The organism is Nocardiopsis lambiniae (assembly GCF_031845465.1).
GTDB lineage: Bacteria > Actinomycetota > Actinomycetes > Streptosporangiales > Streptosporangiaceae > Nocardiopsis > Nocardiopsis lambiniae.
This window is the reverse complement of the sequence record NZ_JAVREP010000009.1, coordinates 22,959-40,952: the sequence shown is the minus strand read 5'-3', so window position 1 is coordinate 40,952 and position 17,994 is coordinate 22,959. Positions and strand designations below refer to the sequence as shown.

The window sequence follows — 17,994 nt, the reverse complement described above, 5'->3', positions numbered from 1 at the left end:
TTTGTCGTTGGCCAGATTAGGGCACACGGGTTCGAGAAGGGAAGCTTTTCTCCGAAGTCGGTGGGGAAGGTTGCACGTGATCGGGCTCCCTCGGTTCACGCCGTGTCCGGACTGTACGATAAGCCCTTTTTATTCTTCCGTTGCATTTGAGGGTAAATGCTAAAAAAATGGACGTGTCGACCAATCGACACGCCCACTTCTCGCCTTGCGGACACGACTACTTCGTCAGCCGGTCCAGGAAGGTCCCCAGGTTCTCCACGAGTCGATCGACCTTCTCGTCGACCGTCAGCGTCTCCTCGAATCGCCCGCCCGGCTCCGGCTGCTTGAGCCCGCGAGCGTACAGCGAACACGCGAAGTCCGAGCACATGCGCAGACCGATCGTGTTCCCCTCGCGCCCGGCCTTCCCCACGCGCGGAGCCACCATGAGCCCCACGCCCGGACCCTGGCGACTGGTCACGCACACCGAACACAGACTGCGCCGGGTCCCGTTGGCCGCCACGCTCAACCGGAGCGCCACCCCCACCAGTCCGTCACCGCGCTCGGCGATCAGATAGGCGCGTTCGTGGGCCGTCGGGTCCCGCCACCCGAAGAAGTCCAGGTTCTCCCACGGTCGGGTGTCCAGCTTGGGGATCGTCAGCCGCTTGGCCTCGCCCTTGGAACAGTTGACGAACGAGTCGCGGATCTCGTTCTCGGTGATGGGAATCATTCCGTCGACGCTAACAGCGCCTCTCGTGGGTCGGCAATGGGATTAGTCCAAGGTGTTCGCACTGGTCCGAGGGGTGCGCGGCGATCCCGTCGCCTCCATCGGCGTCGCGTGGACGTACTCCGACTCCGGGCCGGCGAACGGTCCTCGTCTCCGTCCGTCTCGTCGGTGCCCGCGTCCCACGCCGACTCCTCCTGCGGCCTGAGGCCGTACACCCACCCCAGGTCCCCCGGCGGGTCCGCGAACCGGGAGAACACGTTCCCGGAGAACGACGCGGTGCCCTGTCCCCTCGGGCCGTTCACCCACGACCCCGGTAACGCCCCTGGAGTTCCGCACCGCCACGATGTCCCCCGCGTTGCTCCCCGATGGGACCGTCGGAGAACACCGAGCCGAGGACCGCCCCTGCCCCTCGTCCGCCGCACGTTCTCGCGTCGTCAGTCCGCGGAACCCGTACGCACGATCATGAGCACGACGACCGCCGCCCACAGCAGGTTGTAGAAGCCGCTGTACATGGACAGCCGGCTCAGCACGGCCTTGTCGACGGGTTCGCGCAGGGCCTCGCGCTGGCGGGGGTGGATCTGCCAGGCCAGCAGGACGCCGGCGGCTGCGGTGAGGATCATCGCCACGTTGACCCACGTTTCGCTCATGCGTCCTTGGACGAGGGCGAGGGCGATTCCCACCACGGGCACCGTGATGCCGATGAGCGCGTAGACCCGGGTGATGCGGTGCAGGACGAGCGCCGTGCTCCGGTTCCGCTCGTCGGCCCGCTCCGCCACGGGCGGTCCGATGGGCGCCCCGGCGCGAACGGCGACCGGCGCGTAGCGGGGGAAGAGGCTGGTGGCGACGGCCGAGCCGCCGACGAACACGATGCCGGCGAGTACGTGGATCGAGAGAAGGAGATCTTCCATGGACGGCTCCTCGAATGCCTCGGTGACCTTCAGTAAGACTGAAGCCTAGGGCATGCTTCAGTCATACTGAAGGTGGGGTGGGTCTCAGCGCCGGGGGATCCCGGCGAAGGCCGCGCGGATCGCCGTGCCGACCTGGTGCCGGATCGGGTCCGCGTCCGAGCCGAACAACCGCTCGTCGATCCGGGCGATCTCCCGTCCGGCCCGCTCCAGGAGTCGCTTTCCCTCCGGGGTGATCTCGATGGTCGAGGCTGCCCCCGGGCGGGCGGTCAGATCGCGCACCCAACCGGCGGCCACCAGGGCCTTCACGCCGGTGTGCGCGCTCTGCACGGTGATCCCCGACATCCGTGCCAGTTCGCTGAAGGAGATGCCGGGCATCCCGGAGATGTGACCGAGCAGGCCGAGGCGGGCGACCGTCAGGTCGAGCGGGGCCAGGGCGGCGCCGAGTTCGCCCTCCACCTGCCGGGCCAACGTCAACACGAGGATGGAGGTGCTCAACGCGGGCGGCTCGGGGCGGCTGTTCTCGGTACTCACCGGTTCAGTCTCCCCCATCGCCGGTCGGCCGGTCGATCTGTCGACACGTCGCCGTGACGATGTGTCGCCGTGGCGACGCGTCGACCTTCCCCGGGCACCCGATGGGGACGCCTCCCCGGCGGGAGCGACTCCGAGACCGCGCCCGCCCGTCCGGCCCCGCGGAGTCCTCGCCGCCGCTCCGCCTTCCGTGTCCCTTTCCGTGTTCGCGCGCCTTCCCTCCGGGTCGTCCCACGAGCCGCCGCACCTGCGACGACTGCCTGACGGTGTTCGTATACTCACCGACCGTTCGGTCAGTTCATATGGTCTGATCAGGGATAAGTCTGCACAGGTATTCAAAATGCCGTAGATCACATGGCATAGTGTCCTGGGGCTCGTGACCTCTCTGTCGGCGCATCCGTCCTGTGCCGACGCGTGTCCTTCGGGCACGGGGGCACGGGCCCTGACGTGACCGACTCCCCGGTCGGCAGACATTACGGAGCAGCAATGGCAACATCCGACGCCACGGCCTCGGGGTCCGCCCCCCTGGACACCAAGGAACGGCGCAAGGTCCTCGCCGGGACCATGGTCGGCACCACCATCGAGTGGTACGACTTCTTCATCTACGCGCAGGCCGCGGGTCTGGTCCTCGCGCCCCTGTTCCTCGCGCCCATGGCCGAGTCCAACCCCGGCGTGGCCCAGGTGCTGTCCTTCGCGACCATCGGCATCTCGTTCCTCTTCCGCCCCCTCGGCGCGATCGTCGCCGGGCACCTCGGCGACAAGATCGGCCGCAAGAAGGTCCTGGTAGCCACCCTCGTCCTGATGGGCGTCGCGACCTGCCTGATCGGTCTGCTGCCCACCTACGCCCAGATCGGCGTGGCCGCCCCGGTCCTCCTCATCATCCTGCGCATCCTCCAGGGCTTCTCCGCGGGCGGTGAGTGGGGCGGCGCCGCCCTCATGTCGGTGGAGCACGCGCCGGTGAACAAGCGCGGCTTCTTCGGCGCCTACCCGCAGATCGGCGTGCCCTGCGGCATGATCCTCGCGACCTTCGTCGTGTGGCTCATCACCACCGCCATCGGCCCGGACGCCTTCCTCGAATGGGGCTGGCGCATCCCGTTCCTGCTGTCCTTCCTGCTGATCATCATCGGCCACCTCATCCGCAAGTCGGTGGAGGAGTCCCCGGTCTTCAAGCAGATGCAGGAGCGCCGCGCCGAGTCCTCTGCCCCGCTGGGCTCGCTGTTCCGCAACAACACCAGGGAGGTCGTGCTCGCCGCGCTGATCTTCCTCGCCAACAACGCGGCCGGCTACCTCGTCATCGCCTTCGTCGCCACCTACGCCTCGACCGCCCTGGGAATGGAGCGCGGCCCGGTCCTGCTGGCCACCACCCTGGCCTCCTTCGGCTGGCTCGTCTCCACCCTGTACGGCGGCTGGGTCAGCGACCGCTGGGGCCGGGTGCGCACCTTCCAGATCGGCTTCGTCCTGCTCGCCGTGTGGGCCGTGCCGATGTGGCTCATGATCGACACCGCGAACATCCTGTTCTACTTCGCGGGCGTCTTCGTCTTCTGCCTGACCCTGGGGCTGAGCTACGGTCCCCAGTCGGCGCTGTACGCGGAGATGTTCCCGGCCGAGATCCGCTACTCCGGCGTCTCCATCGGCTACGCCCTGGGCGCGATCCTCGGCGGTGCCTTCGCCCCGATGATCGCCCAGCTCCTGCTGGAGAACACCGGCATGTCCTGGACGATCGGCGCCTACATCGTGGGCGCCGCGGTGATCTCGTTCATCGGCGTCTCCCTGGTCAAGGAGAACATGGGCGTCGACCTGCACGCCGAGGGCGTCGACGAGGCCCGCAAGGCCTCCTGACCCCCGTTCCCGCCGAGGGCGGTACGGCGACTCGTCGCCGTACCGCCCTCTCGCCCTGTCGCCCCGCCGCCTTGTCGACATAGGGTCGTGTCGACGGCCGTGGGAGCGCTCTCATGGCCCGACCCCCAGCGGCTCCGCGAACGAGAGGTGACACCGTGTTCACCGATATGACCTGGCTGAACGAACCCCCGTCCTGGCGGGTCGAGGACGACGGATCCCTCACCGTGGTCACCGCCGACGGCAAGGACTTCTGGCGGCACACCCACTACGGGTTCGTCCATGACGACGGTCACTTCCTGTACACGGAGGTCAGCGGCGACTTCGTCCTCCAGGCGACCTTCAACGGCGACTACGGGAAGCAGTACGACCAGGCCGGGCTCATGCTGCGGGCCGACGAGGAGAACTGGATCAAGACGGGGACCGAGTTCGTCGGCGGCGGGCTCAACGTCAGCTCCGTGGTGACCCGGGGCCACTCCGACTGGTCCGTGGTCTCCCTCCCCCGGCGCGGCGGCGCGTTCCCCGACCTGACGATCCGCGTCATCCGCACCGGTGAGGCCGTCAACGTCCAGTACCTGGACGGGTGGGGCACCTGGCGGCTGCTGCGCCTGGCCCACTTGCCGCTGGGCGAGACCTGCCTGGCCGGTGTCATGTGCTGCTCGCCCGAGCGGGAGGGGTTCCGGGCCGTGTTCCGCGACCTGTCGATCTCCTCGGACGTCCCCGAGGACGAGCACACCTGATCCCGGGAACGCGGAAGGGGCGGGTCGGCGAGGGAGGAGCGCCGACCCGCCCGAGCGGGGGATGGGGAGGGGGTCAGGTGATGGTGCCGCGCACGCCCGAGATGACCTCGGAGCTCCACATCATCGAGATGTGCTCCAGGCAGCCGGTCCGGATGTTGTTCGCGCCGGACAGGGAGGTGCTGGACGTCGGGGAGATGATGACGTCGCACGGCGACCGGAAGGTCGTGTAGACCGTCGGGCCCGGGGTGGGGTTCCCGGAGTTGAGCTCGTTCAGGAACGACGACCCGTGCCGCATCTCCTTGCACGGGGTGATGAGCGACGGGCACAGTCCGGCGACGTTCGTCCCGTTGTTGGGACCGCCGATGGAGATCCACCGGTCGACCTTCTGGGCGCCGCCCAGGTTCTTGATGTACCAGCGGGAGGACAGGCCGCCCATGGAGTGGGAGACCAGGTGGACCTTGTCGACCCCGTGCTGGGCGCGGACCCCGTCCACGTAGGAGGAGAGCTGCCCGGCGATGGTCTTGTTGGAACGGGCCCAGTCGTAGGAGAAGACGTGCAGTCGGTCCCGCGGGTAGCCGGAGGAGACCAGGCTGTTGCGCATGGTCGACCACTGCTCACCCTTGCCGGCGAAACCGTGGATGAAGATGACGGGGGTCTGGGGGGCTGCCGCGGCGGGGGCGGCCTGTGCGAAGGAGAGGACGACGGCCAGGACGAGGCCGCTCAGGACGGCGATCAGACGCTTCATGGGGGGCTCCGGATCTGCGGGGGGATCTGGAGCGAGTGTGTGGCACGGGTCACTGTGCGCGCATCGGCTGAATCGCCGGTCCCTTTACTTCTTCTTAACTCGTGGGTAACTTTTTATGCGTGACCAGAGTGCCCCCCACCGTCACCGCCCCGTCCGGACGTGAACGCGAACTCGCCGCCGTCCGCCGTCTGCTCCACGCGGCCCGGTCCGGGCGCAGTGACGCCCTCCTCGTGACCGGTGGGCCCGGCTCGGGGAAGAGCGCCCTGCTGGCCCACGCCGTCACCGAGGCCGCCGACCTCACCGTCCTCTACGCCCGAGCGGTTCCGGAGGAGAGCGAGCTGGCCCACGCCGGTCTGCACCAACTCCTGCGCACCGTGCTCCCCTACCTGCCACGGCTGCCCGCCGCCCAGCGCGAGGTCTTGGACGAGGCCCTGTCCCTGGGACGGGACGACCGGCCCTTTCCGCTGGCTGCCGCCGCGCTGGCCCTGCTCACCGAGGCCGCCGCCGAACACCCCCTGCTGGTGTGCGTCGACGACCTCCACCTCATGGACCGGTCCTCCCGGCAGGCCATCGCGTTCGCCGCCCGCCGGTTCTCCGTGGAAGGCGTCGCGACCCTGCTCACCGCCGACGCCGACGTCCTCGGTGATCTGGCCGGTCCCGCCCGACTGGCCCTGTCCCCCCTGCCCGACCGGGTCCTCTCCGACCTCCTCGACGAGCGGTCCCCGCACCCGCTCGCCGCCGGGGTCCGCGCCGACCTGGTCGCCGCCGCCCGGGGCAACCCCCGGGCCGCCGGAGAACTCGCCGACGCGCTCACCCCGGGACAGGCGTGCGGTGACGCGCCCCTGGGCGAGCCGCCCCGCTCCCACGGGACCCTCACCGACACCTGCGCGCGACTCCTGCGCTCCCTGCCCGCCGACACCCGGCACCGGCTGCTCCTCATGGTCCTCGACGAGACCGCCGAGCACCACGACCGGGCCGAAGCCGCCGGCCTGGACCCCGGGGACCTCGAACCCGCGGTGGCCGCCGGACTGGTCCGCCACGAGGCCGGACGCCCCGTGCCGGCGCACCCCCTGGTCCGCACCGCCTGTTATCACCGCTCCCCCCTCGGCGAACGCCATGCCGCCCACCGGGCCCTGGCCGACCTGTACGCCGACCTCCCGGCCGTCGCCGCGCGGCACCGGGCCGCGGCCGTCGCCGGCACCGACCCCGTCCTGGCCGCCGAACTCACCGCGATCGCCCGGAACACCACCGAGCACGCCACCGCAGCGCTCCTGTGGGAGCGCGCCGCCGAGCTCACCCCCACCGCCGATGCGCCGAGCGGATCCCGGTCCACCGGAACCGTGCGCGAGGCCGGGTCCGGGGCCGCACGGCCCTCCGGGCGCGCCGCCGAACCCGTCACCACGACCGACGGCACCGTCCGCGAAGGCCGCGCTCCCGCGATCGCCGAGGACCGGATCGGCGCAAAGATCCGCGAGGACCGTTTCCTGATGGCCGCCCGGCACGCCTGGATCGCCGGCGACCACCGGCGGGCCCGACGGGACGCCCACCGGGCGGGCGACGCCGCCGACCCCTTCGCCGCCCAGATGGACCTGCGCGCCGGCGTGGCCATCGACGCCTTCCACCGTCTCTCCGCCGCCGCGGAACGCCTCGCCGACCACGACCCCTCACGCGCCCTCGAACTCTTCCACCACGCCGGGGAGGCCGGCTGCCTGGCCGGCGACCACGACCGCTACTTCGCCACGGCGGCCCGCGCCCGAGCCCTCGCGGAGCGGGCCGACTCCCCCCGCGACCGCGTCCTCCTCGACTACATGGCGGGCAAGTCCGCGATCTTCCGAGGACGCCACGCCCAAGGGGTCGACGCCCTGCGCCGGGTCCAGGTCGCGGCCGACCACCTGGGCGAACCCGACGTGCTCGTCCTCGGCGTCATCTCCGGGCTGCTGTGCGGCGATCACATCCGGACCCGGGCCCTCGCCGGCCGGGCCGTCCTCATCGCCCGCCGCACCGGGGCCGCCGCCCTCGTCCCCCAGGCCCTGGAGTTCCTCACCTACGCCGAACTCTGGTTCGGCCGCCTGTCCCTGGCGGAGGAGAGCGCCACCGAGGGGTTGCGCACCGCCCTGGCCACCGGACAGGAGAACTGCGCCGGCCACCACCGGGCGGCGTTGGCGTTCGTCGCGGCCATCCGGGGAGAGGAGGAGACCTGCCGGGGGCTGGCGGGAGCCGCCCTGGCCACCGCCGAGGCGCACGACGTCGGTCTGCCCGCGGCACTGGCGTCCTGGGCGCTGGCCCTGCTCGACCTGGGTGCCGGCCGGGCCCGCGAGGCCGCCGTGCGGCTGCGCGCCCTGACCCGCTCCGGCCCCGGCCGGAGCCACGCGGCGGTGCGGCTGCTCCTCACCCCGCACCTGGTGGAGGCCGCCGTGCGCGGCGGCCTGGACACGCGTGTCGACGCCGGTGTCGCCACACTCCACGCCTGGGCGGAGGCCACCGGGAACGACACCGCCCGCGCCCTCGTGGCGCGCTGCCGGGGACTGCTCGCCGACGGAGACCGGGCCCAGGAGGACCTGTTCCGGGCCCTGGAACTGCACACCTCCGGCTACTGCGACTTCGAGCAGGCCCGCACCCGGCTGCTCCTGGGCACCCGGCTGCGTCGGTCGCGCCACCCGGGGTCGGCCCGTGAGCACCTCACCGAGGCCCGGGAGATCTTCGAACGCCTGGGCGCCGTGCCCTGGGCCGCTCAGGCCGCCGCCGAACTGCGCGCGGCGGGCGGGGCCGTGAGCGGTGCGGAGACGCGCCTGTCCGACCTGAGCCCGCAACAGCTGCGCATCGCCCGTCACGTCGCGGACGGGGCCACCAACCGGGAGGTCGCGGCGCGGATGTTCCTCAGCACCCGCACCGTCGATCACCACCTGCGCAACATCTACTCCAAACTCGGCATCCGCTCCCGGGTGGAGTTGTCCCGACTCATCGACCGTCCGGCGTTCGCCGACCGATCCACCTGTCGGTGAACGGACATGTCGACACCACGCCACGTCGCCCGATCGATGTTTCACGTGAAACCCCGATCGGGACACGGGCTCGGAATGCGGGGTCGGCCCGCGCGTCGTGGGGCATGATTCCGGAGACCGCTCCCTCTGGAAAGGCACCACGGTGTTCCACCTGCCAGGATCGCCCTCCGACCTGCCCCATCCCGAGATCCTCTGGTCCCGGGCCGGTGCGTACGCGGCGATCTGCGCCGGCCTCGGACTGCCCCACTGCGTGCCCGAGCGCGGCGCGGTCCACTTCTCGCTGATCCTGGGCTCCCGCTTCTGCCTGGCCCGCGTGTCCGACGGCCGGTTCCTCCTCATCGGCGAGGACCGGGACAGCGCGGTCGCCCAGGGGCGGGACCGGCCGATCGACCCCTTCGACGGAGCGCCCGACGGGCTCCCCCGGGAGTGGCTCGCCGAACTCCCCCGGCCGGACTTCGTCTACTGGTGGGACGACGGGTGGTCCCGTGCCGACTACCCCGACGACTGGGAGGACGACGGCCTGGCCGCCACCGTCGGCTGGTGCGCCGACCTGGACCGCTTCACCGAATGGGTGGCCCTCACCGCCCTGAACGCGGACGACGTCGGGTCCGCCCGCGCGACCGTCGCCGACCTCGTGTCCCGGGCGGAACAGCGATCCCTGGACACCGGGATCCTCGCGAGGGTCCTCGGGTACTCCGCCCGCCCCGACATCGACGTCGCGGCGGCCATGGCCATCGCCCTCCGCCTCGGGCTCACGGGTGAGCAGGAGCCCGAGGCGCTCCCGCCCGGCCGTTCCCGACCGGTGGGCGGAGGCCACCCCCTCATCGGGCGCCGCAGCCTGTCCCTGCTCATCGGCGACGCCATGCGCGCGGCCGGGGAACTGCCCGGACGCGGGGACCCCGTCACCGCCCTGGCCGCCACCGCCACCCCGCGCGGCCGTGCCGAGAAGGCCCTCGCCGAGATCTCCGCCCTGGCCCGCGAGCACCTGCTCGGCGATGCCGACCGGCGGGTCCTCGTCTACCGCGCGCCCCACGCCCACGGCCTGGTCCACGACGACCTGGTCCCGATCGCCACCGGCCCCGGCGCGCACGCCATCCTGGAGGGCCTGCGCGCGGACGAGGAGGACCCCGAACGCGGTCGCTGGCTCTTCGCCCGCCTCGACATCACCCGTGACGACGTCGTTCTGGAACGCGCCTACGACCACTGGCCCGCCTGGCTGCCGGGCCCCGTCGACGAGGGGATCCGCGAACTCGGTCTCGCCCATCCCGCCGGCGGCCCCGGGGACACGGCCGTGCTCCGGGAGGAGATGCGGCGCCGCTCCCCCGCCTGGCGGCCCGCCTGGGCCGGGCTGCTGTCCGAACGCACCGCGTACGCCCCGCCCCGGCCGGGCCCGCCCGGGCGACCGAGCGTGCCGCCACTGCGGATCACCCCGGAACGCAGGGTCGCCCTCATCGACGAGATCGCCGACCGGATGCGCTTCCCGGCCCGGAACCTGGACTGGTCCCGGCTGCGGCTGACCTACCGGGCCCTGGTGGGATACGCGGGCGGTGAACTCGTCGCCACCTGCGCCGACGGCGACCACGACCTCCCCCTGCCCGAAGGCGTCCGCGCCGCCATGGAGGCGCTGCGCTCGGTCACCTACGTCGAAGGGAGGGGCGCCTGGTTCACGGTGGACGTCGTCGTGGGTCGCACCTCCGGGTGGCGCGTCGCCTACGACCGGGACGGCGAACCCGCCTTCTCCATGCCGCCGCGCGCGTTCGATCACGCCCTCGACGCCCGCTACTTCCCCCGGGACTTCACGAACACGCCGCCGTGGCTGGTGGAGCGGTTGCGCCCGGACGCCCCGTGACGGTGCCGGTCCGGAGGGCCGCTCGGGCCGAACGGCGGGGCCCTCCGAGCGCCGGCCCCGAGAGGGCCGCGCCGTGCCCGCGTGCGCGGGGCCGCCACCCGGCCGAGGGGACCCGAACGACGGCGAGAACGGTCACCCGCCCGACGGCGCGGAGGGCGGCACACCGCCGTGATCGGCCGGTGGAGCCGCCCGAACCGGTACCGCGGCCGAGATGAGTGTCGGTACTCATCCGCCGGTCCTCGGCCCCGGCCAGGATGGGCGCATGACGAAGAGAACGCGCGTACTCGCATTCGGTGTCCTCGGCCTTCTCACCCTCGCCACCACGGCCTGCCAGAACGGCTCCGACGCCTCCCCCGTCGGAGCGGTCGCCCCCACCGGGACCGGCCTCCCCCCGCTCGGGCCGAACGACGAGGCCCCCTCCGAGCACATGTCGCTGGAAGAGGCCGCGCCGTTCCTGGAGGCGCAGGGCCACCACCCGGCCGCGGGGGACCTGAACGGCTACGAGATCGGTCACCTGCCCGACGATGTCGAGGGCACCCCCTACGACCTGGACCACACGGCCTGGCTCGCCGAGAGCGGCTTTGTCGTCCCCGACACCCACGAGGTCGAACGCGCGTGGCTGGCCGACGACATCGAGGTGCATCACCTGGTCGACGACTACGGCGTGGTCCTGGCCGAGCGCGAGGCCGTCGCCGTCTCCTCGTTGTACGTCTCCGTGCTGAGGCGGGACGACTTCACCGATGTCGAGGCCTACCTGGAGGCCACCGACACCCGGTTGGAGGAGGAGTTCCCCGACGGCGGTGTCCGGGAGCTGCCGGACGGAGACGGCCACTACAACGGCTCCGTCGCGCTCTTCTCCCCGGAGCCCGGCGTGATCGTCCACCTCTCCTACGTCGACGACGACTACTGGGAGGAGCAGTGGGCGAGCGACGACATGACGGCGGAGGGCGACCCCGAGGAGGTCCTGCGGATCGTCGAGGGCGTCACACCGGCCTGACCGGACGCCGGTGCGGACCCGGGGCCCGACCCGCACCGGCGTGCGTTTTCGGGCTTCGCGCCGGCTCACCGTGGGCGCTCCGCGCCCTCCGGTCCGCGCGGCGCCGCCCCTCAAGCGTCGCGTACCCGGTTCGGGCGGGTCACCACGGGGGGCAGCACCGACCACGGGAAGTCGATCCACCGGTCGGTGCGCCTCCACACGTACTCGCAGTCGATCAGCGACCGCGGCTTCTGGTAGATGACCGCGCTGCGCACCTCGGCGACGTGGTCGGAGCAGAAGTCGTGAACGAGCCTGAGGGTTCTGCCGCTGTCGGCGACGTCGTCGGCGACCAGCACCCGCTTGTCGCTCAGGTCCACCACGTTGGGGACCGGGGGCAACACGACGGGCATGTCCAGGGTGGTCCCGACGCCCGTGTAGAACTCCACGTTCATGACGTGCAGGTTCTTGACGTCCAGGGCGTAGCCGAGTCCACCGGCGACGAACAGCCCTCCACGCGCGATCGACAGGATGATGTCGGGCTCGAAGCCGTCGTCGGCGATCTCCTGCGCCAGTTCCCGGATCGCGGTGCCGAACAGCCCGTAGTCCAGCCTCTCGCGGTCTTCGCTCACGGCGCCCCGCCCCTCCCGTGTCACTCCCTGTAACGAACCCGTCCCATGGTAGGGCGGGGGTCGATCACGGTGCTGCGAGGGCTCGGCGTTCGGGCAGGTCGGGAGTGACGCCGAAGGGTCACGGAGGGTGTCGACCACCTGTCCACACGGGGTGGTGTTCCGGGTCACATATCCAGACGATCGGCCACGAAAAGCCCGCTCATAAGCGACGTTTTCTTGACTTCGGCGCGCCTGTGGCGAACATATGGCCACAAACCTCACCATATGTCTGTACACGTCATCTTCGACACATCCGACCTATGGAGGCAGAGGCATGGCCGACGACCGGGACCTGCTCCCCTCCGAGCAGCCGGTGCAGCTGCTCGACGAGTCGGGGAGGCCGGTCGCCGACCCGGCCCTTCCCCTCCCCGACAACGAACGTCTTCTCGCCGCCTACACCGCCCTGGTGATCGGCCGTCGCGTCAACGACCAGGCCGGCGCCCTCGTGCGCCAGGGCCGACTGGCCGTCTACCCCTCCTCGCACGGCCAGGAGGCCTGCCAGGTCGGGGCCGCGCTCGTCCTCGGTGAGAACGACTGGCTGTTCCCCACCTACCGGGACAGCGTCTCCGTGGTCACCCGCGGCGTCGACCCCGTCGAGGTCCTCACCCTCCTCAAGGGCGACTGGCACGCCGGTTACGACCCCTACGGGCACAAGGTCGCCCCCCAGGCCACCCCGCTCGCCACCCAGTTGCCGCACGCCGTCGGCGTCGCCCACGCCGCCCGCCTGCGCGGCGAGGACACCGTGGTCATGGCCATGTGCGGCGACGGTGCCACCAGCGAGGGCGACTTCCACGAGGCGCTCAACTTCGCCGCCGTCTTCAAGGCGCCCGTCGTGTTCTTCGTCCAGAACAACGAGTACGCCATCTCGGTCCCCCTGGCCCGCCAGACCGCCGCCCCCTCCCTCGCCCACAAGGGCGTCGGCTACGGCGTCAACGGCGAACGCGTCGACGGCAACGACACCGCCGCCGTCCTGGCCGTCCTCGGCCGGGCCGTCGCCGCCGCCCGTGCCGGGGAGGGCCCCCAACTGGTCGAGGCGCACACCTACCGGATGCAGGCGCACACCAACGCCGACGACGACACCCGCTACCGCAGCCCCGACGAGGTCGACCCGTGGGTCGCGCGCGACCCGCTCGCCCGCATGGAGGCCTTCCTCAAGCGCAAGCGCGTGCTCACCAAGGCCCGTCAGACGGAGATCACCGAGCGGGCCGAGGCCGTCGCCGCCGCCATGCGCGAGGGCATCTCCCGCGACACGGACCCCCACCCCTCCGAGCTGTTCGCCCACGTGTACGCCGAGCCGACCCCGCAGCTGAAGGAGCAGGCCGCCTTCCTGGCCGACGAGCTGAGCAGAGAGAGCGACTGACCCATGGCGACCGATCCCACCAAACTCACCATGGCCCAGGCGCTCAACCGGGCGCTGCGCGACGCCATGGCCGAGGACGACACCGTGTACGTCTTCGGTGAGGACGTCGGCCCCCTCGGCGGCGTCTTCCGCATCACCGACGGCCTCACCGCCGAATTCGGCGAGGACCGCTGCTTCGACACGCCGCTCGCCGAGGCCGGCATCGCCGGTCTGGCCGTCGGCATGGCGATGAACGGGATGCGCCCCGTCATCGAGATGCAGTTCGACGCCTTCGCCTACCCGGCGTTCGAGCAGATCTTCAGCCACATCGCCAAGCTCCGGAACCGCACCAGGGGCCGGGTCGCGATGCCCATCGTCATCCGCGTCCCCTACGCGGGCGGCATCGGCGGCGTCGAGCACCACTGCGACTCCTCCGAGGCGTACTACGCCCACACCCCCGGCCTGAAGGTCGTCACCCCCGCCACCCCGGTCGACGCCTACCACCTGCTGCGCGACGCCATCGCCTCCGACGACCCCGTCGTGTTCATGGAGCCCAAGAAGCTCTACTGGGCCAAGGAGGAGTTCGACCCCGCCGCGTCGCGTCCGGGCATCGGCACCGCCGTGGTGTGCCGTCCCGGCACCGACGCCACCCTCATCGCCTACGGGCCCTCCGTGCCCACCGCGCTGGAGGCCGCCGAGGCCGCCGCGCAGGAGGGCCGCAGCCTCCAGGTCGTGGACGTGCGCTCCCTCGTGCCGTTCGACGACGACACCGTGTGCGCGGCGGTGCGTTCCACCGGCCGGGCCGTCGTGATCGCCGAGGCCTCCGGGTTCGCGAGCGTGGCCTCGGAGATCGCCGCCCGGGTCACCGAGCGCTGCTTCCACTCCCTGGCGGCCCCGGTCCGCCGGGTCACCGGGTTCGACATCCCGTTCCCGCCGCCCAAGCTGGAGCGCCACCAGCTGCCGAGCGTCGACCGGGTCCTCGACGCGGTGGACGATCTTCAGTGGGAGGACGACCAGTGACGATCCACGTCTTCGAACTGCCCGACCTGGGCGAGGGCCTCACCGAGGCCGAGGTGGTCAAGTGGCTGGTCGCCGTCGGCGACACCGTGACCGTCGACCAGCCGGTCGCCGAGGTGGAGACCGCGAAGTCGATCGTGGAGGTGCCCACCCCCTACGCCGGCGTGGTCCACGAACTGCACGGTGCCGAGGGTGAGGTGCTCGCCGTCGGCGGTCCGCTGATCAGCGTCGCCGACGACGCCGTCGTGGAGCCGGTGACGCCCGCCGCCCCGGCGTCGGCGGACGGCGAACGCTACCGGGAGGAGGAGCGCGCGGGCACCGGCTCGGGCAACGTCCTCATCGGCTACGGCACCCCGGAGGCGGGTGGCGGCGGTCGGCGCCGCCGCCGCAAGGGCGCCCGTCCCGCCCTCGCCCCGGTCTCCCCGGCGGTCCCGGACGCGCCCGTGCGTCGGGTGCCGCTGGTGACCTCTCCGCTGGTCCGTCAGATGGCCCGCCAGGCGGGACTGCGCGTCGCCGACCTCAGGGGCAGCGGTCCGGGCGGGCTCATCACCCGCCGCGACGTGGTCGCCGCCATCGAGGCGGACAAGGCCCCGGCTCCGGCCCCGGCGCCCGAGAGCGCGGCGCCCGTCGTCCCGGCACCGGTCGCCGCCGGCGTGGTCGACCCGCGCACCGGGCTGGCTGAGTCCGCCCGCGTGCCGATGAGCGGGTTCCGCAAGAGCGTCGCCGCCGCCCTCTCGCGCAGCCGCAGCGAGATCCCCGAGGCCACCGTGTGGGTGGACGTCGACGCCACCGAACTCGTCCGCCTGCGCGCCGCCCACCCCGAGGGGCCGGGACTGCTGTCCTACGTCGCCCGGTTCACCGTGGCGGGGCTGCGCGCCTTCCCCGAACTCAACGGTCTGGTGGACGCCGAACGCGGCGAACTCGTCCAGTACGACGGGATCAATCTGGGCCTGGCCGTGCAGACCGACCGGGGCCTGGTGGCCCCGGCCGTCCTGGGCGCGCACCGGCTCACCACCGTCGAGCTGGACACCGAGGTCAAGCGGCTCACCGCCGCCGCCCGCGCGGGTAAGGCGACCCCCGTCGAGATGACCGGCGGCACGTTCACCCTCAACAACTACGGTTCTCTGCGGGTCGACGGCAGCGCCGCGATCATCAACCACCCGCAGGTGGCCATCCTCGGCATCGGCCGGATCATCGACCGTCCCTGGGTGGTCGACGGTGAGCTGACCGTCCGCAAGATCACCCAGTTGTCGTTCGCCTTCGACCACCGGGTGTGCGACGGCGGAGCGGCGGCCGGGTTCATGCGGATCGTCGCCGACGCCATCGAGGACCCCGCCGGGGCCATCGCCCGCCTGTAGGCGGGATCCGGAACAGCGCCCCGGAGGGAGTCGGCACCCTCCGGGGCGCCGCCCGTCGGGCCGCTGCCGTCCGGGCCGGCGCGGAGGCGCTGCCGTGGGCCGTGCTCGCCCCGTTCCTCCCGGTCCTGATCATCGTCCCGGTCGCGCGGCGGGCCTTCCCGGCCTCCCGGTCCTGGACACGACGGGCGCCCCTCGGCGTGAGGCCGAGGGGCGCCGACGCGTCGACGGGGCGGCTATGCCCGCTCGTCGCCCTTGGCGACCAGGGTGAGGACGTCGTAGGTGGCGACGGCCTCGCCGTCCTGGTCGGTGACCACGGCGTCCCAGCGCACCTCGCCGTACTCGGCGTTGGTGCGCGGTGTGATCTGCTTGGCGGTCAGCGTCACCTTGATGACCGCGTCCTCCTTCACCGGGGTGAGGAAGCGCAGGTGGTCGACACCGAAGTTGGCCAGCACCGGCCCCGGTGCCGGGTCGACGAACAGGCCCGCGGCCAACGACATCACCAGGTAGCCGTGCGCCACGATCCCGCCGAACAGCGGGTTGGCGGCTGCGGCCTCCTCGTCGGTGTGGGCGTAGAAGGTGTCGCCGGTGAACTCGGCGAAGTGGTCGATGTCGGCGCGGGTCACGACGCGCTCGGCCGACTCGATGGTGTCGCCGATCCGCAGCTCGGCGAGGTTCTTGCGGAAGGGGTGGACGTCGTCCGTGTTCCGCCTCGACCCCGTGGTCCAGTGGCCGGTGATCGCGGTGAGCATGTCCGGCGAGGCCTGGACCGCGGTGCGCTGCATGTGGTGCTTGACGCCGCGCACACCGCCCATCTCCTCGCCGCCGCCGGCGCGCCCCGGACCGCCGTGCACCAGGACGGGCAGCGGCGAACCGTGGCCGGTGGACTCCTTGGCGTCGTCCCGGTTCAGGACCAGGACGCGGCCGTGCCACGGGGCGACGCCCAGCACGACCTCGCGGGCGACGTCGGCGTCGTTCGTGACCAGGGAACCCACCAGGGAGCCCCGACCGCGCGCGGCCAGTTCGATCGCCTCGGACACCGAGCCGTAGGTGATGACGGTGCTGACCGGTCCGAACGCCTCCACCTCGTGCGGCTCCCGCGCGCCCGGCTCGGCGCGCAGCAGGATCGGCGACATGAACGCGCCGGACTCGGCGTCGGCGCCCACGACCTCGACGTGTTCGGGGTCGCCGTAGACGAGTTCACCGGAGGTGCGCAGGGCCTTGACCGCCTTGCGGACCTCGTCGCGCTGGGCGAGGGAGACCAGGGCGCCCATGCGGGTCTCGGGGTGATCGGCGGCACCCACCACGACCTTGGCCAGGCGGCCGGTGATCGCCTCGATCACGGCGTCGGCCATGGTCTCGGGGACGATGACGCGGCGGATGGCGGTGCACTTCTGGCCCGCCTTGACGGTCATCTCCGTGACGACCTGCTTGACGTACAGATCGAACTCCGGGTCCTCGACGGTGACGTCGGGGCCCAGGATCGAGCAGTTGAGGGAGTCGGCCTCGACGTTCAGCCGCGCGCCGCCGCTCACCACGTTCGGGTGGTTGCGCAGGATCGCGCCGGTGGCGGCCGAACCGGTGAATCCCACGATGTCCTGGGCGCCGAGGTCGTCGAGCAGGCCGCGATGACCGGCGACGAGGAGCTGGAGGGAGCCCTCGGGGAGGATCTCCGACTCGATGATCCGGCGGACCACGGCCTCGGTCAGGTAGGCGGTCTGGGCCGCGGGCTTGACGATGCTCGGCAGGCCGGCGATGAAGGCGGGGGCGAGCTTTTCGAGCATGCCCCACACGGGGAAGTTGAACGCGTTGATCTGCACCGCCACGCCGGGGCGGGAGGTGTACACGTGCTGACCCACGAAGGTGCCCTCGCGGCTCAGCCGCTCCAGGGGGCCGTCGAGGATGACCGTCGAGTTGGGGAGTTCGCGGCGGCCCTTGCTGGAGAAGCTGAAAAGGGTGCCGAAGCCGCCGTCGATGTCGACGGCGCTGTCGCGCTTGGTCGCGCCGGTCCGGTACGAGAGGGCGTAGAACTCGTCCTTGTGGCCCATGAGGTGCTGCGCGAGGGCCTTGAGCAGGTTCGCGCGCTGGTGGAAGGTGAGCGCGCGGATCGCCGGGCCGCCGACGCCGCGGGCGTACTCGACCATGGCGGAGACGTCGGGGCCGTTCTGCGACAGGCGGGCGACGGTCTCGCCGGTGTTCGCGTCGGCGAGGGGCTCGCCCTCGTCGGTGGGGGTGAACCACGATCCCAGTGCGTAGCTCTCCAGTACTTCGGACACCTGACGGTCCTCTCCTCGGGCTGTGGGTCTCCCCGCACAGTATTACAGACCG

14 protein-coding genes are annotated in these 17,994 nt (G+C 71.8%); 8 read left to right on the top strand and 6 right to left on the bottom strand.

Features of this window, described 5'->3' with window-relative positions; genetic code table 11:
* Positions 1-217: 217 nt before the first annotated feature.
* The 3 genes from RM479_RS14845 to RM479_RS14835 form a co-directional block, all read right to left on the bottom strand.
* Entirely contained in the window at positions 218-706 is a 489-nt protein-coding gene (locus RM479_RS14845; protein ID WP_311512327.1) for an FBP domain-containing protein, read from the bottom strand.
* A gap of 431 nt (positions 707-1,137) precedes the next feature.
* Positions 1,138-1,611, bottom strand: a complete 474-nt coding sequence (locus RM479_RS14840; protein WP_311512326.1) for a hypothetical protein — start codon at positions 1,609-1,611, stop codon at positions 1,138-1,140.
* Between the two features lie 84 nt (positions 1,612-1,695).
* A complete protein-coding gene (locus RM479_RS14835) occupies positions 1,696-2,142 on the bottom strand; it encodes a MarR family winged helix-turn-helix transcriptional regulator (RefSeq protein WP_311512325.1) in 447 nt (148 codons plus the stop codon).
* A 483-nt stretch (positions 2,143-2,625) separates the two neighbouring features.
* Between RM479_RS14835 and RM479_RS14830 the strand changes: the two genes are divergently transcribed.
* Both RM479_RS14830 and RM479_RS14825 read left to right on the top strand, forming a co-directional pair.
* A complete protein-coding gene (locus tag RM479_RS14830) occupies positions 2,626-3,978 on the top strand; it encodes an MFS transporter (RefSeq protein WP_311512324.1) in 1,353 nt (450 codons plus the stop codon).
* Positions 3,979-4,133: 155 nt separating this feature from the next.
* Positions 4,134-4,715 (top strand): DUF1349 domain-containing protein, encoded by a 582-nt coding sequence (locus tag RM479_RS14825; protein ID WP_274811089.1) that lies wholly within the window; start codon positions 4,134-4,136, stop codon positions 4,713-4,715.
* Between the two features lie 73 nt (positions 4,716-4,788).
* On the opposite strand, the gene RM479_RS14820 is transcribed toward RM479_RS14825, so the two are convergent.
* Positions 4,789-5,460: an esterase/lipase family protein gene (locus RM479_RS14820; protein WP_311512323.1), complete on the bottom strand. Its 672-nt coding sequence runs from the start codon at positions 5,458-5,460 to the stop codon at positions 4,789-4,791.
* 119 nt (positions 5,461-5,579) lie between these two features.
* On the opposite strand from RM479_RS14820, the gene RM479_RS14815 reads away from it, so the two are divergent.
* From RM479_RS14815 to RM479_RS14805, 3 genes are all read left to right on the top strand, one after another.
* Entirely contained in the window at positions 5,580-8,462 is a 2,883-nt protein-coding gene (locus RM479_RS14815; RefSeq protein ID WP_311512322.1) for a helix-turn-helix transcriptional regulator, read from the top strand.
* Positions 8,463-8,604: 142 nt separating this feature from the next.
* Positions 8,605-10,311: a hypothetical protein gene (locus RM479_RS14810; RefSeq protein WP_311512321.1), complete on the top strand. Its 1,707-nt coding sequence runs from the start codon at positions 8,605-8,607 to the stop codon at positions 10,309-10,311.
* A 262-nt stretch (positions 10,312-10,573) separates the two neighbouring features.
* Positions 10,574-11,308 carry a hypothetical protein gene (locus RM479_RS14805; RefSeq protein ID WP_311512320.1) on the top strand — a complete coding sequence of 245 codons (735 nt, stop codon included), beginning with the start codon at positions 10,574-10,576 and terminating at the stop codon, positions 11,306-11,308.
* Between the two features lie 110 nt (positions 11,309-11,418).
* Here RM479_RS14805 and RM479_RS14800 read toward each other — a convergent pair whose 3' ends face one another.
* Positions 11,419-11,916, bottom strand: coding sequence for a phosphoribosyltransferase (locus RM479_RS14800; protein WP_311512319.1), 498 nt, complete (start codon positions 11,914-11,916; stop codon positions 11,419-11,421).
* Between the two features lie 313 nt (positions 11,917-12,229).
* Between RM479_RS14800 and pdhA the strand changes: the two genes are divergently transcribed.
* The 3 genes from pdhA to RM479_RS14785 are packed head-to-tail and all read left to right on the top strand — an operon-like array spanning position 12,230 to position 15,669.
* On the top strand, positions 12,230-13,315 hold the full coding sequence (gene pdhA / locus RM479_RS14795; RefSeq protein ID WP_311512318.1) for a pyruvate dehydrogenase (acetyl-transferring) E1 component subunit alpha: 1,086 nt from the start codon (positions 12,230-12,232) through the stop codon (positions 13,313-13,315).
* 3 nt (positions 13,316-13,318) lie between these two features.
* Complete coding sequence (locus RM479_RS14790) at positions 13,319-14,314, top strand: alpha-ketoacid dehydrogenase subunit beta (protein WP_311512317.1); 996 nt, start codon at positions 13,319-13,321, stop codon at positions 14,312-14,314.
* Complete coding sequence (locus RM479_RS14785) at positions 14,311-15,669, top strand: dihydrolipoamide acetyltransferase family protein (RefSeq protein WP_311512316.1); 1,359 nt, start codon at positions 14,311-14,313, stop codon at positions 15,667-15,669. Before RM479_RS14790 ends, RM479_RS14785 begins: the two co-directional genes overlap by 4 nt.
* 233 nt (positions 15,670-15,902) lie before the next feature.
* Here RM479_RS14785 and paaZ read toward each other — a convergent pair whose 3' ends face one another.
* On the bottom strand, positions 15,903-17,942 hold the full coding sequence (gene paaZ / locus RM479_RS14780) for a phenylacetic acid degradation bifunctional protein PaaZ (RefSeq protein ID WP_311512315.1): 2,040 nt from the start codon (positions 17,940-17,942) through the stop codon (positions 15,903-15,905).
* Positions 17,943-17,994 lie beyond the last annotated feature (52 nt).

Bases quoted from the DNA above. Each gene is read 5' to 3' on its own strand.
- RM479_RS14840 (WP_311512326.1), bottom strand. From the start codon at position 1,611: ATGGAAGATCTCCTTCTCTCGATCCACGTACTCGCCGGCATCGTGTTC.
- RM479_RS14830 (WP_311512324.1), top strand. From the start codon at position 2,626: ATGGCAACATCCGACGCCACGGCCTCGGGGTCCGCCCCCCTGGACACC.
- RM479_RS14845 (WP_311512327.1), bottom strand. From the start codon at position 706: ATGATTCCCATCACCGAGAACGAGATCCGCGACTCGTTCGTCAACTGT.
- pdhA (WP_311512318.1), top strand. From the start codon at position 12,230: ATGGCCGACGACCGGGACCTGCTCCCCTCCGAGCAGCCGGTGCAGCTG.
- RM479_RS14790 (WP_311512317.1), top strand. From the start codon at position 13,319: ATGGCGACCGATCCCACCAAACTCACCATGGCCCAGGCGCTCAACCGG.
- RM479_RS14820 (WP_311512323.1), bottom strand. From the start codon at position 5,460: ATGAAGCGTCTGATCGCCGTCCTGAGCGGCCTCGTCCTGGCCGTCGTC.
- RM479_RS14805 (WP_311512320.1), top strand. From the start codon at position 10,574: ATGACGAAGAGAACGCGCGTACTCGCATTCGGTGTCCTCGGCCTTCTC.